Annotated in this window: 20 protein-coding genes; 13 read left to right on the top strand and 7 right to left on the bottom strand. The window is 70.5% G+C overall.

Features of this window, described 5'->3' with window-relative positions; all coding sequences use genetic code 11:
* The first annotated feature begins 89 nt into the window (after positions 1–89).
* Both ACG04R_RS21515 and ACG04R_RS21510 read left to right on the top strand, forming a co-directional pair.
* Positions 90–1,052, top strand: a complete 963-nt coding sequence (locus ACG04R_RS21515) for a cation diffusion facilitator family transporter (RefSeq protein ID WP_394415648.1) — start codon at positions 90–92, stop codon at positions 1,050–1,052.
* Between the two features lie 6 nt (positions 1,053–1,058).
* Positions 1,059–3,581: a cation-translocating P-type ATPase gene (locus tag ACG04R_RS21510; protein ID WP_394415646.1), complete on the top strand. Its 2,523-nt coding sequence runs from the start codon at positions 1,059–1,061 to the stop codon at positions 3,579–3,581.
* 2 nt (positions 3,582–3,583) lie between these two features.
* Here the strand turns inward: ACG04R_RS21510 and ACG04R_RS21505 are convergent, their stop codons facing one another.
* Positions 3,584–4,321, bottom strand: coding sequence for a cytochrome b/b6 domain-containing protein (locus ACG04R_RS21505; RefSeq protein ID WP_394415644.1), 738 nt, complete (start codon positions 4,319–4,321; stop codon positions 3,584–3,586).
* Between the two features lie 120 nt (positions 4,322–4,441).
* Here ACG04R_RS21505 and ACG04R_RS21500 point away from each other — a divergent pair, with 120 nt between their 5' ends.
* From ACG04R_RS21500 to ACG04R_RS21490, 3 genes are read left to right on the top strand one after another with little or no spacing between them, the layout of a single operon-like run.
* Positions 4,442–4,816, top strand: a complete 375-nt coding sequence (locus tag ACG04R_RS21500; protein WP_394415642.1) for a PepSY domain-containing protein — start codon at positions 4,442–4,444, stop codon at positions 4,814–4,816.
* Complete coding sequence (locus ACG04R_RS21495; RefSeq protein WP_394415641.1) at positions 4,813–5,475, top strand: response regulator; 663 nt, start codon at positions 4,813–4,815, stop codon at positions 5,473–5,475. The genes ACG04R_RS21500 and ACG04R_RS21495 overlap by 4 nt, the downstream gene beginning before the upstream one ends.
* 60 nt (positions 5,476–5,535) lie before the next feature.
* Positions 5,536–6,870 carry a sensor histidine kinase gene (locus tag ACG04R_RS21490; protein WP_394415639.1) on the top strand — a complete coding sequence of 445 codons (1,335 nt, stop codon included), beginning with the start codon at positions 5,536–5,538 and terminating at the stop codon, positions 6,868–6,870.
* 10 nt (positions 6,871–6,880) lie between these two features.
* Here the strand turns inward: ACG04R_RS21490 and ACG04R_RS21485 are convergent, their stop codons facing one another.
* Positions 6,881–7,654 carry an alpha/beta fold hydrolase gene (locus ACG04R_RS21485; RefSeq protein WP_394415637.1) on the bottom strand — a complete coding sequence of 258 codons (774 nt, stop codon included), beginning with the start codon at positions 7,652–7,654 and terminating at the stop codon, positions 6,881–6,883.
* 63 nt (positions 7,655–7,717) lie between these two features.
* On the bottom strand, positions 7,718–8,227 hold the full coding sequence (locus ACG04R_RS21480) for a hypothetical protein (RefSeq protein ID WP_394415635.1): 510 nt from the start codon (positions 8,225–8,227) through the stop codon (positions 7,718–7,720).
* A 153-nt stretch (positions 8,228–8,380) separates the two neighbouring features.
* Between ACG04R_RS21480 and ACG04R_RS21475 the strand changes: the two genes are divergently transcribed.
* From ACG04R_RS21475 to ACG04R_RS21465, 3 genes are all read left to right on the top strand, one after another.
* Positions 8,381–8,698: a hypothetical protein gene (locus ACG04R_RS21475; protein ID WP_394415632.1), complete on the top strand. Its 318-nt coding sequence runs from the start codon at positions 8,381–8,383 to the stop codon at positions 8,696–8,698.
* A 140-nt stretch (positions 8,699–8,838) separates the two neighbouring features.
* Entirely contained in the window at positions 8,839–10,305 is a 1,467-nt protein-coding gene (locus tag ACG04R_RS21470; protein WP_394415630.1) for an ATP-binding protein, read from the top strand.
* Positions 10,306–10,393: 88 nt separating this feature from the next.
* A complete protein-coding gene (locus ACG04R_RS21465) occupies positions 10,394–11,707 on the top strand; it encodes an MFS transporter (RefSeq protein ID WP_394415628.1) in 1,314 nt (437 codons plus the stop codon).
* On the opposite strand, the gene ACG04R_RS21460 is transcribed toward ACG04R_RS21465, so the two are convergent.
* From ACG04R_RS21460 to ACG04R_RS21445, 4 genes are all read right to left on the bottom strand, one after another.
* Entirely contained in the window at positions 11,704–14,187 is a 2,484-nt protein-coding gene (locus ACG04R_RS21460) for an ATP-binding protein (RefSeq protein ID WP_394415626.1), read from the bottom strand. The genes ACG04R_RS21465 and ACG04R_RS21460 overlap by 4 nt on opposite strands.
* Positions 14,184–16,985 carry an ATP-binding protein gene (locus tag ACG04R_RS21455; protein ID WP_394415624.1) on the bottom strand — a complete coding sequence of 934 codons (2,802 nt, stop codon included), beginning with the start codon at positions 16,983–16,985 and terminating at the stop codon, positions 14,184–14,186. The genes ACG04R_RS21460 and ACG04R_RS21455 overlap by 4 nt, the downstream gene beginning before the upstream one ends.
* Entirely contained in the window at positions 16,975–19,074 is a 2,100-nt protein-coding gene (locus ACG04R_RS21450; protein ID WP_394415622.1) for a TonB-dependent receptor, read from the bottom strand. Before ACG04R_RS21450 ends, ACG04R_RS21455 begins: the two co-directional genes overlap by 11 nt.
* Before the next feature lie 175 nt (positions 19,075–19,249).
* Entirely contained in the window at positions 19,250–19,927 is a 678-nt protein-coding gene (locus ACG04R_RS21445) for a LuxR C-terminal-related transcriptional regulator (RefSeq protein WP_394415620.1), read from the bottom strand.
* A 201-nt stretch (positions 19,928–20,128) separates the two neighbouring features.
* Between ACG04R_RS21445 and ACG04R_RS21440 the strand changes: the two genes are divergently transcribed.
* Genes ACG04R_RS21440 through ACG04R_RS21420 form a run of 5 tightly spaced genes read left to right on the top strand, consistent with a single transcriptional unit; the run spans position 20,129 to position 23,601 of the window.
* Complete coding sequence (locus ACG04R_RS21440) at positions 20,129–20,896, top strand: SDR family oxidoreductase (RefSeq protein WP_394415618.1); 768 nt, start codon at positions 20,129–20,131, stop codon at positions 20,894–20,896.
* 34 nt (positions 20,897–20,930) lie between these two features.
* Positions 20,931–21,860: an alpha/beta fold hydrolase gene (locus ACG04R_RS21435; RefSeq protein WP_394415616.1), complete on the top strand. Its 930-nt coding sequence runs from the start codon at positions 20,931–20,933 to the stop codon at positions 21,858–21,860.
* Positions 21,861–21,896: 36 nt separating this feature from the next.
* Positions 21,897–22,502, top strand: a complete 606-nt coding sequence (locus ACG04R_RS21430; RefSeq protein WP_394415614.1) for a flavodoxin family protein — start codon at positions 21,897–21,899, stop codon at positions 22,500–22,502.
* The gene (locus tag ACG04R_RS21425; RefSeq protein WP_394415612.1) at positions 22,499–22,897 is read left to right on the top strand and encodes a DoxX family protein; all 399 of its coding nucleotides are present in this window, start codon (positions 22,499–22,501) and stop codon (positions 22,895–22,897) included. The genes ACG04R_RS21430 and ACG04R_RS21425 overlap by 4 nt, the downstream gene beginning before the upstream one ends.
* Entirely contained in the window at positions 22,894–23,601 is a 708-nt protein-coding gene (locus ACG04R_RS21420) for a YoaK family protein (RefSeq protein WP_394415610.1), read from the top strand. The genes ACG04R_RS21425 and ACG04R_RS21420 overlap by 4 nt, the downstream gene beginning before the upstream one ends.
* Positions 23,602–23,669 lie beyond the last annotated feature (68 nt).

The following is a 23,669-nucleotide window of genomic DNA, read 5'->3' as shown; positions in this document are numbered from 1 at the left end:
GGCCCGCATCGACGTTCATCCAAGGTTCAGGTGGCCGCACTATCCTGCGGTGGCCTGCCCGACTGCAGTCCCCATTGCCTCCTGCGCCCGTGACGACACCACTGCCTCCGACCGAAGACTCTGAAGCCACCGAGCACACCACCGCCGAGCGTGCCGCGGCGGCGTCCCGCAGCACCTGGGTCAGCGTGGCCGTCAATCTGGCGCTGACGTCGACCCAGATCGTGGCGGGGTTGCTGACCCGGTCCCAGGGCCTGGTGGCCGATGGCGTGCATTCGCTGTCGGATCTGATCGCCGACTTCGTCGTGCTGCTGGCCAACCATCACAGCCAGAAGGATGCTGACGAGGACCATCCCTACGGACACCATCGCTACGAGACGGCGGCCTCGCTGGTGCTGGGCCTGCTGCTGCTGGCCGTGGGCCTGGGCATGTTGTGGTCGGCCGCCGTCAAGCTGGAGCAGCCGGAGGCCATCCCCCAGGTGCACATGGCCGCGCTCTGGGTGGCGCTGGGCGCGCTGACGGCCAAGGAACTGCTGTTCCGCTACATGCTGGCGGTTGCCAAGCGGGTCAAGTCCAGCATGCTGGTGGCCAATGCCTGGCATGCGCGTTCGGACGCCGCGTCGTCGCTGGTGGTCGGACTGGGCATCATCGGCAACCTGGCGGGCTACCCCATCCTGGACCCCATCGCAGCGGCCATCGTGGGCTTCATGGTCACCAGGATGGGCTGGGAATTCGGCTGGGACGCGCTGCATGACCTGATGGACCGCGCCGTGGACGACGAAGAAGTGGCCGCCATCCGCCAGACGTTGGCGGAAACGCCAGGGATCATGGGCGTCCACGACATCCGCACCCGCAAGATGGGCGACATGGTGGTGGTGGACGCCCACATCGAGGTGGATGCAACGCTGACCGTCGAGGCCGGGCACGACATCGCCGTGGAGGCGCGGCGCCGGGTGATGCAGCGCCATCGTGTGTTGAACCTGATGACCCATGTGGACCCCTGGCACCGTCCGGATCGTGACCATGACAAGGTGTCGCCCGAGCCGGCGCGCTGAGCGGCCATGAGCATGCCGGCGCACGAGGGCCTGAGCACCCAGGAAGCGCAAGCCCGGCTGCGCCGCGACGGCCCCAACGAACTGCCGTCGGCCGCACGCGCCGGGGCGGTGCAGTTGCTGTGGGAGGTCGTGCGCGAGCCGATGTTCCTGCTGCTGGTGGCCTGCGGTGCGATCTACCTCGCGCTCGGCGACCGCCACGAAGCCCTGATGCTGCTGGGCTTCGTGCTGGTGGTGATCGCGATGACCTTCGTGCAGAAGCGCCGCAGCCAGGCGGCGCTGGATGCGCTGCGCGACCTGTCGAGCCCGCGCGCGCTCGTGATGCGAGATGGCGAGCCGGTGCGTGTCCCGGGCAAGACGCTGGTGGTGGGCGACCTCGTGCTGCTGGCCGAAGGCGACCGGGTGCCGGCAGATGTCGAATTGCTGCAGGCCGGCTACCTGACGGTCGACGAGTCGCTGCTGACGGGCGAATCCCAACCCGTGCTGAAGCAGGCCCGCGAGGCGACGGACACGGCGCCAGCAGCGCCGCACCAGCTCTGTTTTTCCGGGTCGCTGGTCACGCAGGGCACGGCGCAGGGCCGCGTGGTGGCCACCGGTCCGCGCAGCGCGCTGGGGCGCATCGGCGCCGCGCTGGGCGGCACGGCGATGGAAGACACGCCCATCCAGCGCGAGACGGCGCAGGTCGTGCGGCGCATGGCAGTGGCCGGCGCCGCCATCGCCTTGCTGCTGGCGCTGGGGTGGGCCGTCAGCCGCGGCGACTGGCTCACCGGCCTGCTGGCCGGCCTGACGCTGGCCATGGCCATCCTGCCGGAGGAGCTGCCGGTGGTGCTGACCATCTTTCTGGGCCTGGGCGCGTGGCGGCTGTCCCGGGAACAGGTGCTGACGCGCCGCATCCCCGCCGTGGAACTGCTGGGCGCGACGACGGTGCTGTGCGTCGACAAGACCGGCACGCTGACGCGCAACCAGATGGAAGTGCGCCGGCTGTGGGTGGACGGCGCGGGCTTCGAGCTGGCGGGCCAGCCCATCGACGCAATGTCGCATGCCTTCCACCCGGTGCTGGAGTACGCCGTGCTGTCCAGCCACCGCCATGCCTTCGACCCCATGGAGGCGGCCATCGGTGCCGCGGGACGGCACTGGCTGCAGGGCTCCGAGCACCTGCACGCGGAGTGGACACTAGTGTCCGACTACCCGCTGTCGCGCGAGATGCTGGCGATGTCACGGGTATGGCGCTCGGCGGACCGGCGCGAGCTGCTGGTGGCGGCCAAGGGAGCGCCCGAGGCCATCGTCGACCTGTGCCACCTGCCGCCGGCCCGGCGCCAGCAGATTGCCGACCAGGTGGCGGCACTGGCCGCCGACGGCCTGCGCGTGCTGGGGGTGGCCCGCGCGGTGTTCGCGGCCGGGGCACTGCCCGCCATCCAGCACGATTTCGACTTCGAGTTCGTCGGCCTGGTGGCGCTGGAGGACCCGGTGCGGCCCGACGTGCCGGCGGCCATTGCGGAGTGCCGGGCTGCGGGCATCCGCGTGGCCATGATCACCGGCGACCACCCGGCCACGGCGCTGGCCATCGCGCGGCAGGCGGGCTTGGATGTGGCCGGTGGCCACCTCACAGGCACGGAGCTGGATGCGCTGGATGACGCTGCGCTGACCGGGCGGTTGCGCGACATCCAGGTGTTCTGTCGCGTGCGTCCCGAGCAGAAGCTGCGCCTGGTGCGGGCCTTGCGCGCGCGCGGCGACGTGGTGGCGATGACGGGCGATGGCGTGAACGACGCCCCGGCGCTCAAGGCGGCGCACATCGGCGTGGCCATGGGCGGTCGCGGCACCGACGTTGCCCGCGAAGCCGCCGACCTCGTGCTGCTGAACGACGACTTCCGCTCACTGGTCACGACCATCCGCTACGGCCGGCGGGTCTTCGCCAACCTGCGCAAGGCCATCGCCTTCGTGCTGGCCGCGCACCTGCCCATCATCGGCCTCGCCCTGGTGCCGCTGCTGATGGGCTGGCCGCTGATCCTGATGCCGGCGCACATCCTGTTCCTGCAGCTGGTCATCGACCCGGCCTGCTCCATCGTCTTCGAGGCCGAGCCGCTGGAGCCGGGCGCCATGAGCCAGCCGCCGCGCCGCTCCGATGCCAGGCTGTTCGACGCCGCGCTGGTGCGGATGGGCCTGCTGCAAGGCGCCGGGCTGCTGGCGGCGGTGCTTGCCGGGTACGTGTTGGGTGAGCATGTGGGCGGTGACGCCGATGCCGGTCGCACGGCCGCCTTTATCGTGCTGGTGCTGGGCAACCTGGGCCTGATCCAGGCGAACCGTTCCTGGGCGTCATCGGCCGCCGGGCCGCGCACCGTGAATGCGGCCTTCCGCGGGATCGCGCTCGGCACCGTGGTGCTGCTGGCGCTGGCCCTCGGGGTGCCCGAGGTCGCGGCGCTGTTCAAGTTCGCCGCGCCGTCCGGCCCGTTGTTGGGGATGGCCGCCGCGCTGTCCCTGCTGGCCTGGGCGTGGTGCACGGCGGTGGTCGCACGCCGCCGCCGCCAGCCCTGAGTTCAGTCATCGTCGTCATGGTCTCCGCCGCGATGCTCGCCGTGCCGTGTTGACGCACCGGCCGGGTCGGCCTGGACGGTCTGCCAGCCGACGAAGCCCAGGTAGGCCACCAGCACGAGCAGGGCCAGCCCGCCACGATTGGCCTTGACGAGGTCGGGGCCCGGCCCCGGTGTGCGGCCGGTCAGCATCGGGGCTGCCAGATTGCGGCGGCGCAGGACGGACAGCAGCACGATGAGCGCCAGGTGCGCCAGCACGAGGGCCAGGGCCGAGTTCGCGAAGAACTCGTGGACCTCCTCCATGGCGTCCTCCATGCCCAGCCAGTCGACCTCGCCCGCATAGCCGGACAGCACCAGCGGCGCGGCCACGACCATCAGCAACAGCATCGCCGCGCCCATGCCGAGGGTGGCCGCCCGGGGCAGGTCGACGCGCCCGGCCCGGGCGCCGCGCAACCAGTCGCCCAGGCCTGAGACGCGATGCCACAGCAGGCCCAGCCGCGCCTGCCGCGGGCCGACGAGGCCATAGACCAGCCGGAACAGCAGCAGTCCGCCGAAGGCGTAGCCCAGCGTCACGTGCAGACCTCGCCAGCGCTCGGATTCGGCCGTCAGCCAGGCGCCGGCAAAGCTCAGCGCGAACAGCCAGTGGAAGGCCCGCACCGGCGCATCTATCGTCAGCCGCGCCGCTCGGGCGGCAGGGGCCTGGCCGGCAGCCGCCGGTGCCAGGGAAGGGGGCGTGGAAGTCATGAGGTGCTCCTCGAGTCGGGTGTCCTGGGGTTGACGCAGCCATCATCGGAAGCTGCCCTTGAACCCTTGCTGAACCGGTCGTTCATTCACCGTTCAGCTTCGCCGCACGACACTTGCGCCATGAAGGCTTCCCGCTGGCCCGCCGTCCTGCCCTGCGTTGCCGCGCTGTGCGTCGGTGCCGCTGCGGTCTCGCCCGTCCACGCGGACGACCTTCCGGACCACGACCGCGCGCGCGCCGCGCTGAAGGCCGGTGAAGTGCTGCCCTTGCAGGAGGTGCTGGACAGATTGCAGCGCAGTCATCCCGGCGAGGTGCTGGAGGTGGAACTGGAGCGCGAGGACGGACGCTGGATCTACGAGTTCAAGCTGCTGCAGAGCGGCGGCCGGCTGCTGCGCCTGGATGTGGACGCCAGGACGGCCACGGTCCTGAGAAGCCGGCAACGGCCGGCACCCGACGGCGCAGGTAGACCTGCCTCGGTCCCGGAGCGCCGGCCATGAGGGTGCTGCTGGTCGAGGACGAGGCCGTCCTGAGGTCGCAGCTCAGGCAGATGCTGGAGCAGGCCGGCTATGCCGTGGACGAGGCGGCGGACGGGCAGGCAGCGCTGCACCTCGGCGCGACGGAGCCCTACGACGCGGTGGTGCTGGACCTGGGGCTGCCCCTGCTGGATGGCCTGACGGTGTTGCAGCGCTGGCGCGGCCAGGGGCGGACCGTGCCGGTGCTGATCCTGACCGCGCGCGACAGCTGGCACGAGAAGGTCGCCGGCATCGACGCGGGGGCGGACGACTATCTGGCCAAGCCGTTTCATACCGAGGAACTGCTCGCCCGTCTGCGCGCACTCGTGCGGCGTTCCCACGGCCTGGCGTCGCCGCTGCTGCAGCAAGGCGACATCACGCTGGACACGCGCACCGGCACGGTCACCCTCAAGGGGGGCACCGTCAGCCTGACGGCGCACGAATACCGGCTGCTGGCCTACCTGATGCACCGCGCGGGCCAGGTGGTGTCGCGCGGCGAACTCGTCGAGCATCTGTATGCGCAGGACTTCGACCGCGACTCCAACACCGTGGAGGTCTTCGTGGCCCGGCTGCGGCGCAAGCTCGGCGCCGACCTCATCGAGACCGTCCGCGGCATGGGCTACCGGCTCGTGCCGGCCGGCTGAACGGCGGGAGTCTCGTTGGTCTCGTTGAACCTCGCGTCGCTTCGTCACCGCCTGCTGCTGGTGACCCTGCTCAGCGCGGGCCTGACGCTGGTGACCTGCGGCCTGCTGTTGTCCGCCCTGTTCCGCGACCACGTGCGGCAGCAGTTCATCGAGCGCCTCACTGCCGACCTGGACCAGGTGCTTGCGAGGCTGGAGGTGGACGGCCAGGGGCAGCCCAGCCTCGACGCGACGCGGCTGTCGGACCCGCGCTGGACCCGTCCGCACTCCGGCCTGTACTGGCAGGTCGACGGCGCCGGTGCCGCCGGCAAGCCGGGCCTGCTGCGCTCGCGATCGCTCTGGGATGAAGACCTGGTCGCACCGCAAGACATGCCGGTGCAGGGCGAACTGCATGTGCACGAGGTGCTGAACCATCGCAAGGAGCCTCTGTTGCTCATCGAGCGTGGGCTGCATGCCGACGGTGCATCCCAGCCGTGGCGCGTCATGGTGGCCGCGAGCACCGGCCCGCTGGAGCGCGCTGCCGCGAGATTCGACAAGGTCCTGCTGGTGGCACTCACGGTGCTGCTGCTGCTGCTGTGCGCCGGTGCCGTGCTCCAGGTCACGCTGGGACTGGCGCCGCTGGGCCGGCTGCGCGTCGCGCTGTCCGCGCTGAGGGACGGGCAGACGCAGCGCCTCGAAGGCCACTATCCGAGCGAAGTCCAGCCGCTGGTCGACGACCTCAACGGCGTGCTGGATCGCCAGGCCTCGACGCTGGAGCGGGCGAGGGCGCAGGCGGGCAATCTCGCGCATGCCCTGAAGACGCCGCTTGCCATCCTGGGCCAGGGGGCCGCGAACGCGGCGTCCAGCGACGCGGCGCGCGATGAGCTGCCCGCGCTGGTGCTGGACCAGATGCAACTGGCGCGCCGGCACATCGACTGGCACCTGGCGCGGGCGCGCGCGGCGGCCGCCCAGGGCCTTGGCGGCCTCAGGACGCCACTGCAGCCTGTCGTCGACGGCCTGGTCCGCGTCATGCAGAAGGTCCATGCGGGCAGGACGCTGTCGATCCGCGCCGACGTCGATGCGCGCCTGGCATTCGCCGGCGAGTCCCAGGACCTTCAGGAGATGCTGGGCAACCTGCTGGACAACGCCTGCAAGGCCGCCCGAACCCAGGTGCTCGTCAGCGCCGTGCAGACCGGCAGGCTGCTGCGCGTGACCGTCGACGATGACGGGCCAGGCATCCCCGCGGCGCAGGTGACCGAGGCGCTCAAGCGCGGCAGCCGCCTCGACGAGACGACCCCGGGAAGCGGTCTGGGGCTGGCCATCGTGCAGGAGCTGGCCACGCTGTACGGTGGCTCGGTGACGCTGGGTACCAGTCCCCTCGGTGGCCTGCTGGTCACGTTGACGCTGCAGGCGGGCTGAGTCGCTCCGGCTATTGCGCGGCTTCGCTGATGAGCGCCGCAACCGCGCCAGGGTGCGACACCATCAGGGCATGCGAGCCTCCCTTCACCACGACGACCTTCTTCGCCCGGGCGCGCTCGGCCATGAAGCCCATCGCCTGAGGCGGGATGTTCAGGTCCGCGCTGCCGTAGATGGCCCAGGAAGGGACCGTCTTCCAGGCGGGCGCCGGTGCGGCTTCCGACAGCGCGGCGGCCTTGACGGGGCGCTGCGTCGCCGCCATCGCCTTGGCCTGGGCCGGCGGTACGTCGGCGGCGAACTGGTGCGGAAACTTGTCCTGCTGCACATACAGGTCTTCGCCGCCATCGGCGAGTTTGACGGGCGCGGCCAGCGTCGGCGGCAGCGTGGAGCCCGGGAACTTGCCGGTCAGGTCGAGCGCGCTTTCGCCCTCGTCGGGCGCGAACGCGGCCACGAACACCAGTGACTTCACATTGGGCACGCCGTTGGCCGCGGCCGAGATGACGGCGCCGCCGTAGGAGTGGCCGACCAGCACCACGGGGCCGCTGATGGAGCGGGCCAGCGCCGCGACGTAGGCACCGTCGCTGGCGACGCCGCGCAACGGGTTCGCCGCGGCGATGACGGTGTATCCCTTCCGGCTCAGTTCGGTGACGACGCCGTTCCAGCTCGACGAGCCGGCGAACGCGCCGTGCACCAGCACGATGGTGGGCTTGGCGTCGGCCGCCGGCGCGGGCGCGACGGCGAAGGTCAGGGCGCCGGCGGCGACGGCGTGTTTGATGAGGTTCAGCATGGGGCGTCCTTTCGAAGGCGTGCCGCCGGACGGGGCACAGGTTGTGATTGGGGCGGTCGGTGCTCAGGCGGGCCAGCTTCGGCGCAGGGGCGAGGGCGTCTTCCGGATGTGCCGTACCTGCAGCGCAATGCCCAGGGCGTAGGCCAGGAACATGAAGCCGATGACGCGCTGCAGCCGCGGATCGTCGGGTCCGGTGAAGAGCGGGGCGTCCGCGGGGAAGCGTGTGAACGTCTCGTTGAGCGCCGGGATCAGGTGGAAGAACAGCGTGGTCGAGAACCCCAGCGTTTCAACGTAGATGGCGATGCGGCTGGCGTCTTTCGACCGGCTCGCCGCCACGGCCACGCCCAGCACGACGAGGGTCATCAGCGCCAGGCTGTGCGCGGCGTTGAAGCCGCCGTGCATGAAGATGCCCAGGCTGGTCAGGCAGGCCAGTGCGGTGCAGGCGACGTAGGCCTTGCCGAGCGGGAGGTCGGTGCCGATGCGTCCGAAGCGCAGCGTCATCGCGAAGCCGCAGAACACGGCGATGAGGGCGATGGCGGTGTGCACGGCGCCCAGGGCAGACAGTCCAAGCATGGCGGAACCTCGCGGAGTGATCGAGCCTGAAGGCTAGGGGCCTGCTCGCCGACGCACCTCCCCACGATGGCCGTGCGGGCCTCTCCCATTTGGACGGTGCCGGTCTGCGGGGTCGCGTTCACATTGGTCGGCCGTTCACGACTGGAGGCCGCCATGAGCGGGCAAGCGGGCCTGTCACGATCCATCCATCGCTTGCCGGGCGCGGTCGCCACGCTGCGCGAGCACGTCGGCGGCGAGTCCGTCGTGCGGCACGTCTTCGGGCTGATCTGGCCGCAGGCCCGCATCGACTGCGTGCCGGGCAAGGAGGGCTGCCGGGTGGACGTGCGCGAGCGAGGGCTCTGCCACGTGGTTCTCGTGCCCTGGGCGATGGTTGAGGCGGACCGGGGCCTGTGTCTCGCACGGGCGGTCTTCCGCCGCGGCCTGCCAGGGGCCTTCGAACGCGCCGCGTCTGGGTTGTCGCTGTCGCTTTGAGGTGGTGGCCCTTGCTTCATCCCGTAGCAAGCCCTTGCCGACCCGCAGATCCCTAACCAGGAAACTGCGAGTGTCTTCCCGGTGGTAGCGTCACCTTCTAAGAGCTAGCATGCGGCCCGCATCTTGCAAGCTTGTTTCCCATGCCGTTCTCGGTTTCCTCTCCGGAAAGTCAGGTCTACGTCTTCGACGGATTCACGCTCGATGTGCAGCGCCGTTCCCTGTCGCTGGGTGCCAGCGAGGTGGCTCTCGGCAGCCGAGCGCTGGACCTGCTGATCGCGCTCGTCGAGCAGGCCGGCGAGGTGCTCAGCCGCGAGCACCTGGTGGCGCGCGTCTGGCCGCGCACCTTCGTCGAAGACTCCAGCCTGCGCGTACACGTCGCGGCGCTGCGCAAGGCGCTGGAGGCGGGTGCCGGCGAGCGCAGGTACATCACCAACGTGCCAGGGCGCGGCTACAGCTTCGTGGGCCAGGTCGACCGTCGGCCGCGCCCCCTGCCGGTGCCGGCCGTCGCGGCGGAACGGCCAACCGGTGCGCGGCTGACCGGGCGCGAGTCCACGCTGGCCACGCTCATCGCCATGGTGGAGCGCTGCCCGATCGTCAGCATCGTCGGGCCGGGCGGTATCGGCAAGACCAGCGTCGCGCGGGAAGCGCTCGCGCGCCTCGCGGCCGGGTTCACCGGCGGCACCTGCTGGGTGGACCTGTCCGAGCTTCATCCGGCCGGCGCCTTGGCCCAGGTGGCGTCCGCACTTGGACTGCCGGGCGCCGGGCTGGCGGACCTCGCTGCGGCGCTGAGGCATGTCGAGCGGCTGGTGGTGCTGGACAGCTGCGAGCAGGTGCTGGAGGAAGTCGCTTCGCTCGTTGAAACCATCAGCCGCCAGGCACCGGGCCTGCGCCTGATCTGCACCAGCCGCGAGCCTCTGAGCGTGGCGGGTGAGCATGTGCTGCGGCTGGAGCCACTGGCCGTGGCGCCGGCGGCCGCGGGGACGCTGGCCGATTCGCTGCAGTCGCCGGCCGTCGCCCTCTTCGTGGAGCGCGCCCGGGCCGCGGCGGACACGGTGGTGTTCAGTGACACGGACGTGCCCGACCTGCGCGAACTCTGCCGGCAGCTCGACGGCATTCCGCTGGCGCTGGAGCTCGCTGCCCGGCGCGTGCCGGCGCTTGGCCTGAAGGGACTGCTGGCGCGGCCCGAGGACTGGCTGGCCCTGCTGACCCGCGGCCGCCGCGGCGCCCAGCCGCGCCACCAGTCTTTGCGTGCGGCCATCGATTGGAGCCATGACCTGCTCGATGCGACGGAGCGCCGCGTGCTGGCCTGCCTGGCGGTCTTCGACGCCCCGTTCTCCCTGACCAGCGCGGCAGCGGTGGTGCGGACGTTGCCGGGGCAGGCCACCACCGAAGAGGTCGTGCTGCGTCTGGTGGACCGGTCGCTGCTGCTGCCCCTGTACGCCCGTGACACGGACGACGGCACCGCCTACCGGCTGCTGCGTGCCGTGCGCTTGTACGCGCTGGAGCGCCTGGCCGACCAGCCCGACGCCGGCGCCGTGCGCGCGCGGCATGCGCTGGAGATGCAACGCCTCGCCAGCCGCCGGCCGTCGGCCACGGTCGACGCGTGAATCGTCGTGAATCCGCGGCGTGCGACGTGCGCGCCGTGGTGAAGATCGCGTAAGGTCCATCGCTTCTTCACCAGACTGAAAGACGAGCTTGGCTGCTGCCTCCGACGCGTCCGACATCGCCCTGCGGCTGGACCGGTTGCCGCTCACGCGGCTGCATCTGGGCCTGGTGCTGGTTTGCACCTGCGCCATGGCCGCGGCCATCAGCGAGATGTCGCTCAGTGGCGCGCTGTCCGCCATCTTTTCCACCGGCGCCAGCAAGGCGTCCTCGGGCCAGCTGTCGGCACTGCTGTCGTCGGTCTATGTGGGCGCGGTCATCGGCGCGCCGTTGTTCGGCTGGCTGGCCGACCGTGTCGGCCGGCTCAACATGCTGGTCGCCACGCTGTCCTGGGTCTGCCTGACCTCGCTGGCCGCCAGCTTCGCGCACGACATCCTGCAGCTGACGATCTGCCGCGGTCTGGCTGGCCTGGCACTGGGCGCGATGCCGCCGCTCGTCATCTCGCTGCTGGCCGACATGCTGGCACCACGGCACCGCGGGGCGGCGACGTTCTGGTGCATCGCGTTGTCCACCGTCGGCCCCTTCTGCACGCTGATGTTCCTGCGCGGCATGGCCACCTCCGCCTGGTTCGGCGGCGAATCCTGGCGGTTGACGTTCGTCGTGCTGGCGCTGCTGTGCCTGCTGGCTGCGGGCGCCGCGGCATTGCTGCCGGAATCGCCGCGCTCCCTGGCGGCGCGTGGGCGCATGGCCGATGCGGCGCGGTCCCTTGCGCGCTTCGAGCGGTCGCCCGTGTTGCCCTGGCAAGGCGATGCCACCGCGGCACCGGTGGTGGCCGGCGCGCGGCCCACGCAACCCAGGCATCTCATCTACACCTTGTTCGCGCTCAGTCCTTGGGCCACCGCGTCGTTCACCATCCTGTGGGGCGCGGTGCTGACTCAGCGCGGCTTCGCGCTCAACGACGCGTTGATGGTGGTGGGCATCTCCATGGTCGGTCCGATGCTCGGCAATATCGTCGGCTCGATGAGCCTCGATCGGATCGACCGGCGACATGGGCTGGCGGGCTGTTCGGTGGTCATGCTGCTGTCCGGCGCGGTGTTCGTGTCGTCCGACATCACGTGGCAGGTCGTGGTCGCCGCCACCGTCTTCGGCACGGTCACGTCCATCTACCTGTCCCTGATGAACCTGTATGCCGCCGAGTTGTTCCCCACTGAGGCTCGCAGCCGCCTGCTGGCGAGCGCCTGGGCGTTGAACCGCGTCGGTGCGGCCGTGGCGCCGCTGCTGCTGGTGCCGCTGCTGCGCAATCATGGGCCCCAGCAGATGTTCGCGGTCATCGCCGGCACCATCGTGGCGGCCATCGTCGTGACCTGCCTGTCGCCCGCCGGCCGGCAGCGGCAGGCGGTCGCCTAGGACCGCCCCAGCAGTTCGCGGGCCAGGCTCAGGTCGCGCGTTTCCAAGCCCTCGGTGAAGCGGTCATAGACGGCCGCCAGGCGTTCGAGTTCGGCCGTCGGCTCCGGCCCGCCCCGGCGCCGGGACAGCCGTACGCGGCTCATCGCAACGCGAAGTTCCCAGCCCAGCGCACCCTGCCGGCGGGCCATGGCCTGCGCCTGCGCCAGCAGCGCGCTGGCCTCGGCCTGGGCGCCCGGACCCGCGGCCGCGGCGACATGCTCGGCCTTCACCCGCAGGATCTCCGGCGCGCACCAGCCGACGGCACCCCTCTGCACGCGCACGAAGGAGTCGACGCTGATGTCGTCCGGCTCGAACGTGCTGAGATGGTCGCGGTACTTGGTCTGCTCGTTGCTTGTCAGCGTCTTAAGGGCCTCGGCGTGCGCCGGCAGGTTGCTGCCACCGGCGTCGAGCACGCGTTCGGTCAAGCGTGCCCAGGCGATGAAGTAGCGGAATTCATAGCGACTGGCCTGCTCCAGCAGTTGCGCCGCCAGCGCCGCGCAGACATCCCGGCGCCCGCACCACAGCGCCACCGGGATGGCGGCGAGGGCCAAGGCCTGGCAGATGGCCGGCGGAGGGTCTTTCTCGGCGAAGGCCAGGCAGTCCTGCACCGTTTGCCAGGCCTGGGCGGGCCGGCCTTCGATCCAGTGGATGCGCGCGAGCACGATGCGCATCGACACCTCGAGACTCACGGGCGATGGCGTGTAGGCCAGCGGCACACGCCGGCTGGCCTCGGCAAGCGCCGCGGTCGCCAGCGTCCGGGCGGTGGCATGCTCGCCCAGGAAGTGCAAGGCCTGCGCACGCGTTCGCCGCGACGTGAGGTCGATGACCCAGTCCGAGTCGGAGAGTCGCTTGATGTCCGCGGCGCCCCGCAAACAGTCCCGGTAGTCGCCGAGCTGGAAGCTGTTCGCCCACAGCGCCAGCAGCGCGCCGAGCTTGGTCGCGGCCGACGCGGGCAGGGCGTGGATGTCTTGCGCCTTCGCCACTGCGGCGGATTGATGCGATTCGTCGTCCGGCAGTCTCAGGTACCCGAACGTCGGAAAGACGTGCAGCCTTGCGGCCAGTTCCGGCCGGGGCGGATCGAGCCGGCTCACTTCGCGCAGCGCGCGGCTCGCAAAATCAGTGAAGCCGGCAAAGAGACCGCTCTGCTCGGCCAGTTGCAGCACGGCCACCATCAGCTCGGCTCCAAGCAACGAGTCTCCGGTGTCCGAGAAGGCCCAGCCCAATGCATGGCGCACATCCTCGATCCAGACGCCGTAGCAGCGGAGCCAGTCGGCCCTCTCCATCGAACTCCACTGCTGATCCGCCACCGCGAGCAGCTGCATCAGCGCTTGCGCGTGGCGGGTGCGGGCGGTGCGATATTCCACCTCGTCAGCCCGCTCCAGCCGGGCGCTGGCATAGGTGCGCGTCAGATCGGGCATGCGGTAAAGCGTTGCATCACCCACCTGCAGCGTCATCAGCAGCGACTTGTCGGTCAGGTCCAGCACGCTGTCCATCGTCCCGGCCCGAGGACCGCCGGCAACGCGCACGGCGGTTTCGAGGTCGAAACTGCCCCGCAGCGTGGACAGCGCCCGGAAGATGCGCCGTTCTTCGTCCAGCAGAAGCCGATAGCTCCAGTCCAGCACGGCCTCCAACGAGCTGTGGCGACCGGTCTGCCCGTCGGCGCCCAGGCTCAGCAGCTCCGGACCGAGCTCCGCGGTGATGCCGGGCATGCCGACCCGCCTCGCGTGCGAGGCCACCAGCGTGATGGCGAGCGGGCTGCCGTCGAGCCGGCTGCACAGGGCCGAGGCCTGGGCGAGGTTGCTCGGCGTTGGGGCGAACGTGGCGTCGCGGGACTGCACCAGGCTGAAGAACAGCTGCAGCGCGGAATAGGTCATCGCCAGCCACGCCGGCAGCGCAGCCGACTCGGGCGGCGAGGCCAGCGGCGCCAGGCGGTGCACCCACTCGCCCTGCGCGCGCAGCGGCTCGCGGCTGGTGGCGAGGATCAGCAGTTCCGGCACCGCGGCCGACAGGTCCTCCGCCAGCTCGGCCGCCGCGCCGATGACCGTCTCGCAGCAGTCCAGCACCAACAGCAGGCGCTGGCCGTTCAGCCGCTGCCGCAGGCCTTCCCGCGAGACGCCGGCCGAGCCGTCCATGCCAAGCGCGAGGCCCAGCTCCGCCTCCAGCACGGCGCCGTCGCGCAGGCGCGCCAGGTCCAGGAAGCAGATGCCACCCGTCATCATCTCGGTGAGCCGCCAGGCCACGGCCACCGCCAGCGTCGTCTTGCCAAGCCCGCCGGGCCCGACCACCGACACTAGGCGGCGTTCGAGCAGCGTGGCGGCGAGGTCCCGGGTCACCTCGTCCCGCCCGACGAAATGGCGAGGCAGCTCGGGCAGTTGCGTGCGCACCGGCGGCCGGGGCCCGACGGGTGACTCCAGGCCTGCTGCGGGCGGCGCTTTGGTCATGCGCGGTCCTTCAGCAGCGCCCGGGCTGCGGCCAGTTCGGGGATGGCACTGCCGTCGTCCAGGCACGACAGCAACCGGCGCACGGTGGCCAGCGCCGGCGCGGCGGTGCCGGGGGCGATGTTCGCCATGCTGAGTGCGATGCGCAGCATCCAGAACCTCGCGCCTTGTTCCTCGGCCAGCTTCAGCGCCGCCTCCAGGCGTGTCATGGCCATGTCCGTCGCGTCGCAGTCGGCCTCAAGCGCCAGCAGGCGCAGGACTTCCGGCGCGCACCAGCCCACCTCGCCAGCCTCGACGCGCAGACGCGTGTCCGGCGGTGGGCCGACCGGGCGCATGGTCGCCACCACGTCGCCCAGCTGCGCGCATTGCGCCACCGCGATCGCGGCCTCGTCGCCGGGCTTGATGGCGTCGCCGGCCAGCACGCGCATGAACACCAGCGCGAAGGCCCGCCAGTACGGCAGGCTCTGGCGTTCGGCCACCTCCCAAAGATCACGGGCCCATTGGCTCGCCTGCGCGACGTCGCCGCGCCAGAAAGCCATCGGTACTGCCGCGGTCCCCAGCGTCTGGCAGAGGGCGAAGACGTGAGCGTTCATGCTGCCTTCGAGCGCCTCTGTCAGCATCTGCCAAGCCTGCTCGAAGTCGCCCCGTACCCATTGCAGTCGAGCCAGCAGGACGCGCATCGACACGCCGAACGGCACCACACTGAGGAACTGCCGCCCGATGCGCACGCCGTTGAAGGCGAGGACGCGCCGCGCCAGCGTTTCCGCTGCGTCGTTCCTGCCCAACGCGTGCAGGTTCAGCGCCGCGACGCGGTCGCTGATGGCGATCGACAGGGGCGCGTAGTCGCCGTCGGCGAGCGTGCGTATCTCCTCGCACAGGGCGAGTGAAAGCCGGTAGTCGCCGTGGCCGAATGCCGTGGTGCTCATGCTGTAGAGCGCCTCGATGCGGTCCTCCTTCGTGCCCAGTCTGTCCAGCAACTCACGCATGCGTGTGAACAGCGGCCGGCAGAGTTCCCGGCCGTCGACGGCATGCCCGGTCATGAAGACCGCCGCCATCCGCAAGGGCAGCTCGAGGCGATCCCGGTCGGACTCGGCGGCGACGGCCTCGGCCCTGGCCATCGCCAGGGCGTTGAGCTGCAGATACTCCTCGGCCCGGCCCACGTCGGCGTACAGGCGCTTGGCGAGGGCCGTCAGCTGGACACCCAGCTCCACATCGTTCTCGCCGGCCAAAGCCCAGTCGATGGCCGCCCGCACGTCGGCGATGGAGGAACCCAGCGCGGGCGACCAGTGATAGCGCGACATGCCGGCGCCGGCCTGGCGAGCGCGCTGCAGGCCCTCCAGGATGAAGGTGGCATGACGCCGATGCACCGCAGCTGCGTCCGCGCTGTTGGCCAGCTGCTTCTCGGCGTACAGCCGCGTGATGTAGAGCAGCCGGTGCAGCGGGCGCTCGTCGTCCGCGGCGTCCGGCACGACGAGGGACTTGGCGCACAGGGCGAGCACGTCTTCGACGATGCGCTGCTGCGTCAGCGCGCCGTCCGAGGCCACCGTCACCGCGCCGTCCAGGTCGAAGGCACCGCGGAACACCGACAGTCGCTGCAGCACCAGCCGTTCGCTGTCGCTGAGCAGGTCGTAGCTCCAGTCCATCACGGCCTGCAGCGTGCGGTGCCGGGACAGCGCCGTGCGCCGGCCGCGCGTCAGCAGCTCGAAGGCGTTCTCCAGCCGGTGCAGCAGCCCCTGCACGCCGAGGCTGTCCACGCGCGCCGCGGCCAGCTCGATGGCCAGCGGGATGCCGTCCAGGAAGCCGCACAGCTGGCGCACGGCCGGCGCGTGCGCGTCCGTCAGCTCGAAGGTCGCGCTGATGGCGCGGGCGCGTTCGACGAAGAGCTGGATGGCGGGGTAGGCCAGCAGGTCTTGGGCGTCCAGCGTGTCCTCCACGTCGGGCAGGGACAGCGGTGGCAGCTTGAACACCCACTCGGCCTCGATCTCCAGCGGCTCGCGGCTGGTGGCCAGGAAGGCCAGGCCGGGACATGTGCGCATCAGCCGGTCGACGAGGCTGGCGACGGCATCGACGACGTGCTCGCAGTTGTCGATGAAGAACAGCATCTGCTTGTCGCGCAGTGCGGCTTCCAGCATCGCCAGCGGGTTGTCGCGGGGCACGATCAGGCCCAGTGCCTGACCCAGTTCACCGGCCACGAGTGCCGGGTCGGACAGCCGCGACAGGTCGACGAGGCAGGCGCCGTGCGCATAGGTCGCCCGCAGGCCCGCCGTGACCGCGAGTGCCACCGTCGTCTTGCCCATGCCGCCGGCGCCGACGATGGAGACCAGCCGCTCGCAGGCGAGCAGTTCGCCGATCTGGGCGATGACTTGCTCCCGGCCGATGGGGCGGCTCAGTGAGGCGGGCAGAGCGTCGGCAGGCGGTGGCGCCAGCGCGTCGCCGCCGGGTGACGGGTCGGCGCGCAGTTCGCCGACGAAGGCATAGCCCCGCCCGGGTACGTTGGCGATGTAGCGGACGCCGCCCTGTCCGTCGCCCAGCACCTTGCGCAGCGCCGACACGTGTACGCGCAGGCTGGTCTCCTCCACCACCGTCTGGGGCCAGACGCGCGTGACCAGTTCTTCGCGGCTGTAGAGCCTGCCGGGTTCCTCCAGCAGCACGTCGAGGATGTGCAGCGCACGGCTGCCCAGGCGCAGGCGGCCTTGGCCGTCGCTGATCTCCCGGCGCGCCCGGTCGTAGCGAAAGGGCCCGAACTCGATGACCGCGGGGGACAGGACGGGCGCCGTCTGCACTGCCTCGCTAGAGGTCATAGCGCAGATTGGCCATGATCGTGCGCGGGGCGTTGTAGTAGGCCGTGTCGACGCCCACCGGCGGGATGCGGGTGCGGGCCAGTGCGTAGGCGCGGTCCGAGGCGTTGCGCACACGCAGCGAGGCCTGCCACGGCGAGCCGTCGGGCGCGTAGGTCAGCGCGAAGTTGGCGTAGGACTGGCGGGGAGCGCGCAGCGTGGCGGTGTTGGCCACGTCGGTGAACTGCTTGTCGATGAGCTGCAGCCAGGCATCTGCCGTCAACTGGCCCTTGCCCAAAGTCGTGCGGCCCTTCACGCCCAGGGCGATGCTCCAGCGCGGCGCGTAGGGCAGCTCATGGCCGGTGAAGTCGCTGGCCGCAGAGCCGCTGGGGTTGAGGAAGCTGCGGAAGTTGGCGCGCAGCCACTCGACCGACCCGTTGACGCTGACGGCGGAGCTCAGACCCTGCTCGGCTTCGAAGTCGAGACCATAGGTACGGGCGCTGCCGGCATTCAGGAAGACGGAATCCGTCACCAGCGTGCCGTTGATGGTGGCGCCGGTCAGCCCGGCGAGGTAGTCCTTGTAGTCGTTGTAGAAGGCCGCCGCGCTCAGCCGCAGCCGCTGCGGTGAGGCGTTCAACTTCAGGCCCGCTTCGTAGGTCGTGACCTTTTCAGGGTTCGCCGCGACGCCGGCCGAGGTCAGCGACTCGGCGGCGCGGTTGAAGCCCGCGAACTTCTCGCCGCGCGCGACGCTGGTGTAGAGGAAGGTCGTCGGCGAGACGGTGTAGTCCAGCCCCAGCCGCGGCAACAGCCCGCTCTTGCTGGTGTGCAGGTTGGGGGCGTTGTAGACCTGCTGCGTCTGAACGAACTGCGCGTTCGTGCGCCAGAACGCATTGGCTGCGTCCTGTTGGGTGCGGTAAGCGCGCAGGCCCAGCGTTGCCGACAAGGCCTCGCCCAGGCGCCAATGGCCTTGTGCGTAGACGCCTGCATCCCGCGTCAGCTGGTGGGTCAGCGCCTGGGTGTAGCCGGGCGCTGGCGCGGCCAGCGGGAAGGACGCGACGAAGCGATTGAAGTCGAACTGGTCCCGCATCAGCATCAGTCCGGTCACCAGGTCCAGGTCGGTGCCGCGCCACACCAGCTGCAGTTCCTGCGTCAGCGTGCGTTGGCGCACCTGCTGTGACAGTTCATAGCGTTCCACCTCCGTGCCGCTCCAGTCGACGACCGTCGGGTCGTCGGTGTAGCCGCGGTAGGCGGTGATGGAGCGCAGCTTGGTGCTGGCGGTCACGTCCCACTCGGCCGTGGCGGACGCACCGCCGGCCTTGCGCTTGAAGGCGCCGGCGTCCGACGAGTTGAACGACACGCGCGGCGCGGCACCGGCGTGGTTGACGGGAAAGTTGGTCGTGTTGGTGTCGGAGCGGTCCAGCAGGCCGTCGACGGCGAAGGTGACGTGGGCCGACGGGCCGAGGCCGACCTTGACCTTGGCGCGGAACTGCGTTGCGTCGAGCTTGTTGATGTCCTCATGCCGGGTGGCGTTGTAGGCGAAGCCATCGTTGGTGCGGCGCGAAACCGCGAGCGACGCGCTCAGGTCGGGCCGGATCTTGCCGGCGAACAGCCCGCGCGCCTCCTGCTGGCCCAGGTTGCCCAGGCCCACGGTGAACCACGAGCCGGCGATCTCGTCCGGGTCGACGGACACGAGCTTGACGGCACCGGCCGTCGAGCTCTGCCCATACAGCGTGCCCTGCGGGCCGCGCAGCACCTCGTAGCGCACCACGTCGGGCAGGTCCCACAGGCCGGTGGCATAGCCGCGCAGCAGCGGCACGTCGTCGACGTAGATGCCCACCGCCTGCGCCATGGCCGGCTGCGACACGCCCACGCCGCGCAGGCCGACGGTCTGCGGCATGTTGCTGGAGCCGTTGGGCACGGCCATGCCGGCGACGATGCCGACGAGATCGTTGAGCTGGAAGATGCCCTTCTTCTCGATGCTGTCCTGCGACACGACGGCCACCGACACGGGCGCCTCGTCGGCAGGCTCGGGCATGCGGCTGGCCGTCACGACGACGGGCGGCAGCGACGCGTCGGCCTCCGCCCAGCCGGCCTGGGGCGCCAACGCGATCACGACCGGCGCCAGCGCCGCAACGGCGCGATGCCTCCCGTGAACCCGACGACCACCAGCCTTGGAACCCTTCCCAACCCGCATGAAATCCTCCGTGCGCCCAGCCCAATGTGCGCAGAAGAATCATCAGGGGCGCCGCGTGAGGGCGGCGTGAATCGGCGTGAATCTTCGAGAAAGCTCAGGCCGCGAGGCGGCGCCCGCTGCGCCCGAGGATGAAGTCGCCCACCATCGCGTCCAGCAGGCCGCGACGCTTGGCGATGTCGGCCGCAGCCGTGCGCGTCGGCGCGTCCAGCTTGTCCAGCAACGCTTTGACGTGCGTCTTGACGGTGCCACAGCCGATGTTCAGCTCCGCGGCAATGGCCTTGTTGCACAGGCCGGTGGCCATCAGCCGCAGCACGTCGATCTCGCGCGGCGTGGGCAGGTCCTGCGCGACGGTGTCGGCCAGGCGCTGCACCACGCTTCCCTCCAGGTAGCGCTGGCCGCGAGCCAGGGCCAGCACGGCGTCCACCAGCTGGCCCGGCTGGCAGCCGTGCGTCAGATAGCCCTTCACGCCGCGCTCCAGCGCCCCGCGGATGCTGAGCTCGCCGTCCAGGTGCGACAGCACCAGCACGACAGGCGGTGCCGGATCTCGCCCCGCCCCGTTGCTGCGCAGGTGCAGGGCGGTGTCGAGGCCGGTGGCCAGGTCCGTGACGACGACGCGCGGCGGCGTCGCCTCGCACCGCGGCAGTGTGAACTCGCCGGGGGCTTGCTCGGCCACGCAGAAACGGCTGTCGGTGCTCAATGTGGAAACGATTCCGCGATGGACGAGCGGTTCGGCGTGGGACACGAGCACGCGGGTGGCGGTGGGCATCAGCATGGGCTTCTCCGTCGAGGGGGGCGGGTTTCAGGCCAGGCGATGTTGGGTGCGGCGGCGGGCCGGCGCCAGTGAAGCGGCGTGAAGGCTTGTGAGGACCGCCGATTCACGCCGGGGTTGACGATGAATCACGCCGATTCACTCGCGCATTTCGGGGGCATGGACCAACCTTCGGTCCATCGAATCCACGCATTAGGAAAGCGCATGAGCCAACGTCTGAAGGGCAAGGTCGCCCTCGTCACCGGTGCCAGTTCCGGCATCGGCCATGCCAGCGCGCTGCTGTTCGCGGCCGAGGGCGCCAAGGTCGTGCTGGGCGCGCGCCGTGCGGCGGAGCTGAAGGACCTGGCCTGTGAAATCGACGCCCGCGGCGGCACCGCGATCTCGCTGGCCGGCGACGTGCGCGACGAGGCCTATGCCAAGGCCCTCGTCGCGCTGGCCGTGCAGCGCTTCGGTCGGCTGGACGTCGCCTTCAACAACGCCGGCACGCAGGGCGAGAAGGGGGCGTCGACCACGGTGTCGGCGCAAGGCTTTGCCGACACGCTGGCCGTCAACCTGACCGGCGCCTTCCTCGGCGCCAAGCACCAGATCGCGCAGATGCTGAAGCACGGCGGTGGCTCGGTGATCTTCACGTCCACCTTCATCGGCTACAGCGCCGCCTTTCCCGGCGTGGCGGCGTATGCGGCGAGCAAGTCCGGCCTCATCGGCCTGACGCAGACGCTGGCCGCCGAGTTCGGCCCGCAGGGCGTGCGTGTGAACGCGTTGCTGCCCGGCGCGGTCGACACCGACATGTACCGCGAGAAGTACGTTACCCCGGAGTCGCAGGCCTTCATCACCGGGCTGCACGCGCTCAAACGCACGGGCGCGCCGGAGGAGGTGGCCCGCTCGGCGCTCTACCTCGCCTCGGACGACTCGTCCTTCGTGACGGGCACGGCCTCGCTGGTCGATGGCGGCGTGTCGATCACGCGCACCTGATTCCCCCCCCCCGCAACCCCACCAAGGAACTTCCATGTCCATGTTCACCCGGCACCTGCTCGGTGCCACGCTGCTGGCCGCTGCCGCGCTGACGGCCACGCCGCACGCGGCGGCCCAGCCCAAGCCCTATCCGGCCACGTTCAAGCAGCAGGACATCGCCACCAACGGAACGACCCTGCACGTGCGCGTTGGCGGCAGCGGCCCGGCGGTGGTGCTGATCCACGGCTTCGGCGATACCGGCGACATGTGGACGCCGCTGGCCGTCGAGCTGGCCAAGAACCACCGCGTCGTCGTGCCCGACCTGCGCGGCATGGGCTTGTCGGCCAAACCGGAAAGCGGCTACGAGAAGATGAACCAGGCCAAGGACATCCGTGGCGTTCTGGAGAGTCTGGGCATCGACCAGGCCGACGTTGTCGGACACGACATCGGCGTCATGGTCTCGTATGCCTATGCAGCCAGCTATCCGACAAAGACGACCCGGCTGGTCGTCATGGATGCGCCGCCCCCCGGCATCCCGCCGTGGGATGAGGTTGTGCGCAACCCCAAGCTGTGGCATTTCGACTTCTACGGCAAAGATGTCTTCCGCCTGCTGCAGGGCCGCGAGCGCATCTTCCTGGACCGTTTCTACAACGACTTCGGCGGCCAGCCCGAGAAGATCGACGAGGGCACGCGCAACCACTACGCCAGGCTGTACGCGCGGCCCGGCGCCATGAAGGGCGCGCTGTCGCAGTTCCAGGCCTTCCGGCAGGACGCCAAGGACAACCTGGAGGCGATGAAGACCAAGCTGACCATGCCTGTGCTGGCCATCGGCGGTGAGAAGTCGTTCGCCGGGCTTGAAGCCGTGGCCATGCGCAACGCCGCCACCAACGTCACCGAACTCGTCATCCCGCGTTCGGGCCACTGGCTCATGGAGGAGGAACCAGCCGCCACCGTCCAGGGCATCAAGGACTTCCTGGCCAAGTAGGCCGCCCCCATTCAGCCGACTTTCAGGAGCGTTTCCATGAACAATCCCTTCCACATCCGCCTCGCCGTCGTCTATCACAGCGGCTACGGCCACACCGCGAAACAGGCGCAGGCCGTGGCGCGCGGCGCCGATGCGGCCGGCCACGTCGACGTGACCCTCGTGCCCGTCGAAGAGGCCGATCAGCACTGGGACCTGCTGGCCCAGGCCGACGCCATCATCTTCGGCGCGCCAACCTACATGGGCAGCGCGTCGGCGCAGTTCAAGGTGTTCATGGACGCCACGTCGCGCACCGTGTTCGCCAAGGGCGGGCTGTGGCGCGACAAGGTCGCGGCCGGCTTCACGAACTCCGCCGCACGCTCGGGCGACAAGCTGCACACGCTGCAGCAGCTCGCCATCTTCGCCGCGCAGCACGGCATGCACTGGGTCAACCTCGGCCTGCCGCCGGGCCACAACAACTCCAAGTCCACCGAGGAGGCGCTCAACCGCCATGGCTTCTTCCTCGGCGCGGCCGCGCAGTCCAACGCCGACGAAGGCCCGGACGTGGTGCCGCCGCCGGCCGACCTGCTGACGGCCGAACATCTGGGCAAGCGCGTGGCCACCGTGGCACGGCAGCTGCTCGCCGGCCGCGCGGCGGTGGCATGAGCGGGGTCGCGAGCTGGCGGCGCCTGGCGCTGCTGGCCTTGCTGCTGCCCTACCTGATCAGCGGCGTGCTGAAGCTGCTGGACTTCGCCGGCGCCCAGGCCGAGGTGGGGGGGCTGGTGAGCTGGGTGGGTGGCGCCGCCTTGGCGCCGTTGACGGTGGCGGTCATCGTCCTGCAACTCGGCGGCAGCGTGCTGCTGCTGCTGCGTGGCGGCCGGCTTGCGGCTCTGGGTGGCGCGGCGCTGGCGGCCTTCACGCTGGCGGCCACCTTCCTGGCCCACACCTGGTGGCAGCTGCCGCCGGGGCCGGAGCGTGCGCATGCGTTCAATGGCTTCTGGGAGCACATTGCGCTGGTCGGCGCGCTACTCTTCGCCGCACTTGCGGAGCTGAGACCTTGAACGATTCGCGACGACTCGTCCTGCGCGGCGCGCTGCTGGCGCTGGCCGCGGCCTATGTGGACACCTGCGGCTTCATCGGCCTGTTCGGGCTGTTCACGGCCCACGTCACCGGCAACTTCGTGCTGATCGGCGCCGACGTCGTCAACCGCCATGTCGACATCCTCACCAAGTCGCTGGCGCTGCCGGTGTTCATCGCCAGCGTGGTGCTGACCAATCTGGCCGAAGTAGCCATGCGGCGTCGCGCGATGGCCGCGGCAACCTGGCTGCTGGGCGTCGAAGGGCTGTTGATCGCTGCCGCCGCGCTGGCTCCGCGCTGGACGGGGCTGCCTGGGCAGCCCGACGACGCGGCCTCGGTCGCCATCGGCTTCCTGCTCATCGTGGCCATCGGCGTGCAGAACGCGTTGATGCGCACCAGTCTGGCCGGCCCGGTGCAGACGACGGTCATGACCGGCAACGTGACGCAGCTCACCATCGACCTGCTGGCCCTGGCCACCGGCCGGGCGGACGCCGGCGCGCGCACCCGCATCGCGGCGATGTGGCCGGTCGTCGCGGCCTTCGCCGTGGGTTCGGCGCTGGGCGCGGCGGGTTACGCGTGGCTGCGCTTCGACTGCCTGTGGCTGGCCTCCGTGCTGGTGGGCGGCGCCGCGTGGCTGGTGCGCCGCGAGGACGCAGCCAAAGGATCGGCCGCGAGGTCTGCCATCTGAGAGAGGCCGCGGGGTGCGCGCACTCCTATCGTTATCGGGCGGGATGTACCGCCCCCTCAAACACCGGA

Source organism: Pelomonas candidula, from assembly GCF_043555985.1.
GTDB classification, from domain to species: Bacteria; Pseudomonadota; Gammaproteobacteria; order Burkholderiales; family Burkholderiaceae_C; genus Pelomonas; species Pelomonas candidula.
This window is presented reverse-complemented; position numbering and strand designations above follow the sequence as displayed.

What these genes read in the sequence shown, in the direction of transcription:
- ACG04R_RS21510 (WP_394415646.1), top strand. Translation starts at nt 1,059, where the DNA reads ATGAGCATGCCGGCGCACGAGGGCCTGAGCACCCAGGAAGCGCAAGCC.
- ACG04R_RS21505 (WP_394415644.1), bottom strand. Translation starts at nt 4,321, where the DNA reads ATGACTTCCACGCCCCCTTCCCTGGCACCGGCGGCTGCCGGCCAGGCC.
- ACG04R_RS21500 (WP_394415642.1), top strand. Translation starts at nt 4,442, where the DNA reads ATGAAGGCTTCCCGCTGGCCCGCCGTCCTGCCCTGCGTTGCCGCGCTG.
- ACG04R_RS21495 (WP_394415641.1), top strand. Translation starts at nt 4,813, where the DNA reads ATGAGGGTGCTGCTGGTCGAGGACGAGGCCGTCCTGAGGTCGCAGCTC.
- ACG04R_RS21485 (WP_394415637.1), bottom strand. Translation starts at nt 7,654, where the DNA reads ATGCTGAACCTCATCAAACACGCCGTCGCCGCCGGCGCCCTGACCTTC.
- ACG04R_RS21480 (WP_394415635.1), bottom strand. Translation starts at nt 8,227, where the DNA reads ATGCTTGGACTGTCTGCCCTGGGCGCCGTGCACACCGCCATCGCCCTC.
- ACG04R_RS21475 (WP_394415632.1), top strand. Translation starts at nt 8,381, where the DNA reads ATGAGCGGGCAAGCGGGCCTGTCACGATCCATCCATCGCTTGCCGGGC.
- ACG04R_RS21470 (WP_394415630.1), top strand. Translation starts at nt 8,839, where the DNA reads ATGCCGTTCTCGGTTTCCTCTCCGGAAAGTCAGGTCTACGTCTTCGAC.
- ACG04R_RS21460 (WP_394415626.1), bottom strand. Translation starts at nt 14,187, where the DNA reads ATGACCAAAGCGCCGCCCGCAGCAGGCCTGGAGTCACCCGTCGGGCCC.
- ACG04R_RS21455 (WP_394415624.1), bottom strand. Translation starts at nt 16,985, where the DNA reads ATGACCTCTAGCGAGGCAGTGCAGACGGCGCCCGTCCTGTCCCCCGCG.
- ACG04R_RS21445 (WP_394415620.1), bottom strand. Translation starts at nt 19,927, where the DNA reads ATGCTGATGCCCACCGCCACCCGCGTGCTCGTGTCCCACGCCGAACCG.
- ACG04R_RS21440 (WP_394415618.1), top strand. Translation starts at nt 20,129, where the DNA reads ATGAGCCAACGTCTGAAGGGCAAGGTCGCCCTCGTCACCGGTGCCAGT.
- ACG04R_RS21435 (WP_394415616.1), top strand. Translation starts at nt 20,931, where the DNA reads ATGTCCATGTTCACCCGGCACCTGCTCGGTGCCACGCTGCTGGCCGCT.
- ACG04R_RS21430 (WP_394415614.1), top strand. Translation starts at nt 21,897, where the DNA reads ATGAACAATCCCTTCCACATCCGCCTCGCCGTCGTCTATCACAGCGGC.
- ACG04R_RS21425 (WP_394415612.1), top strand. Translation starts at nt 22,499, where the DNA reads ATGAGCGGGGTCGCGAGCTGGCGGCGCCTGGCGCTGCTGGCCTTGCTG.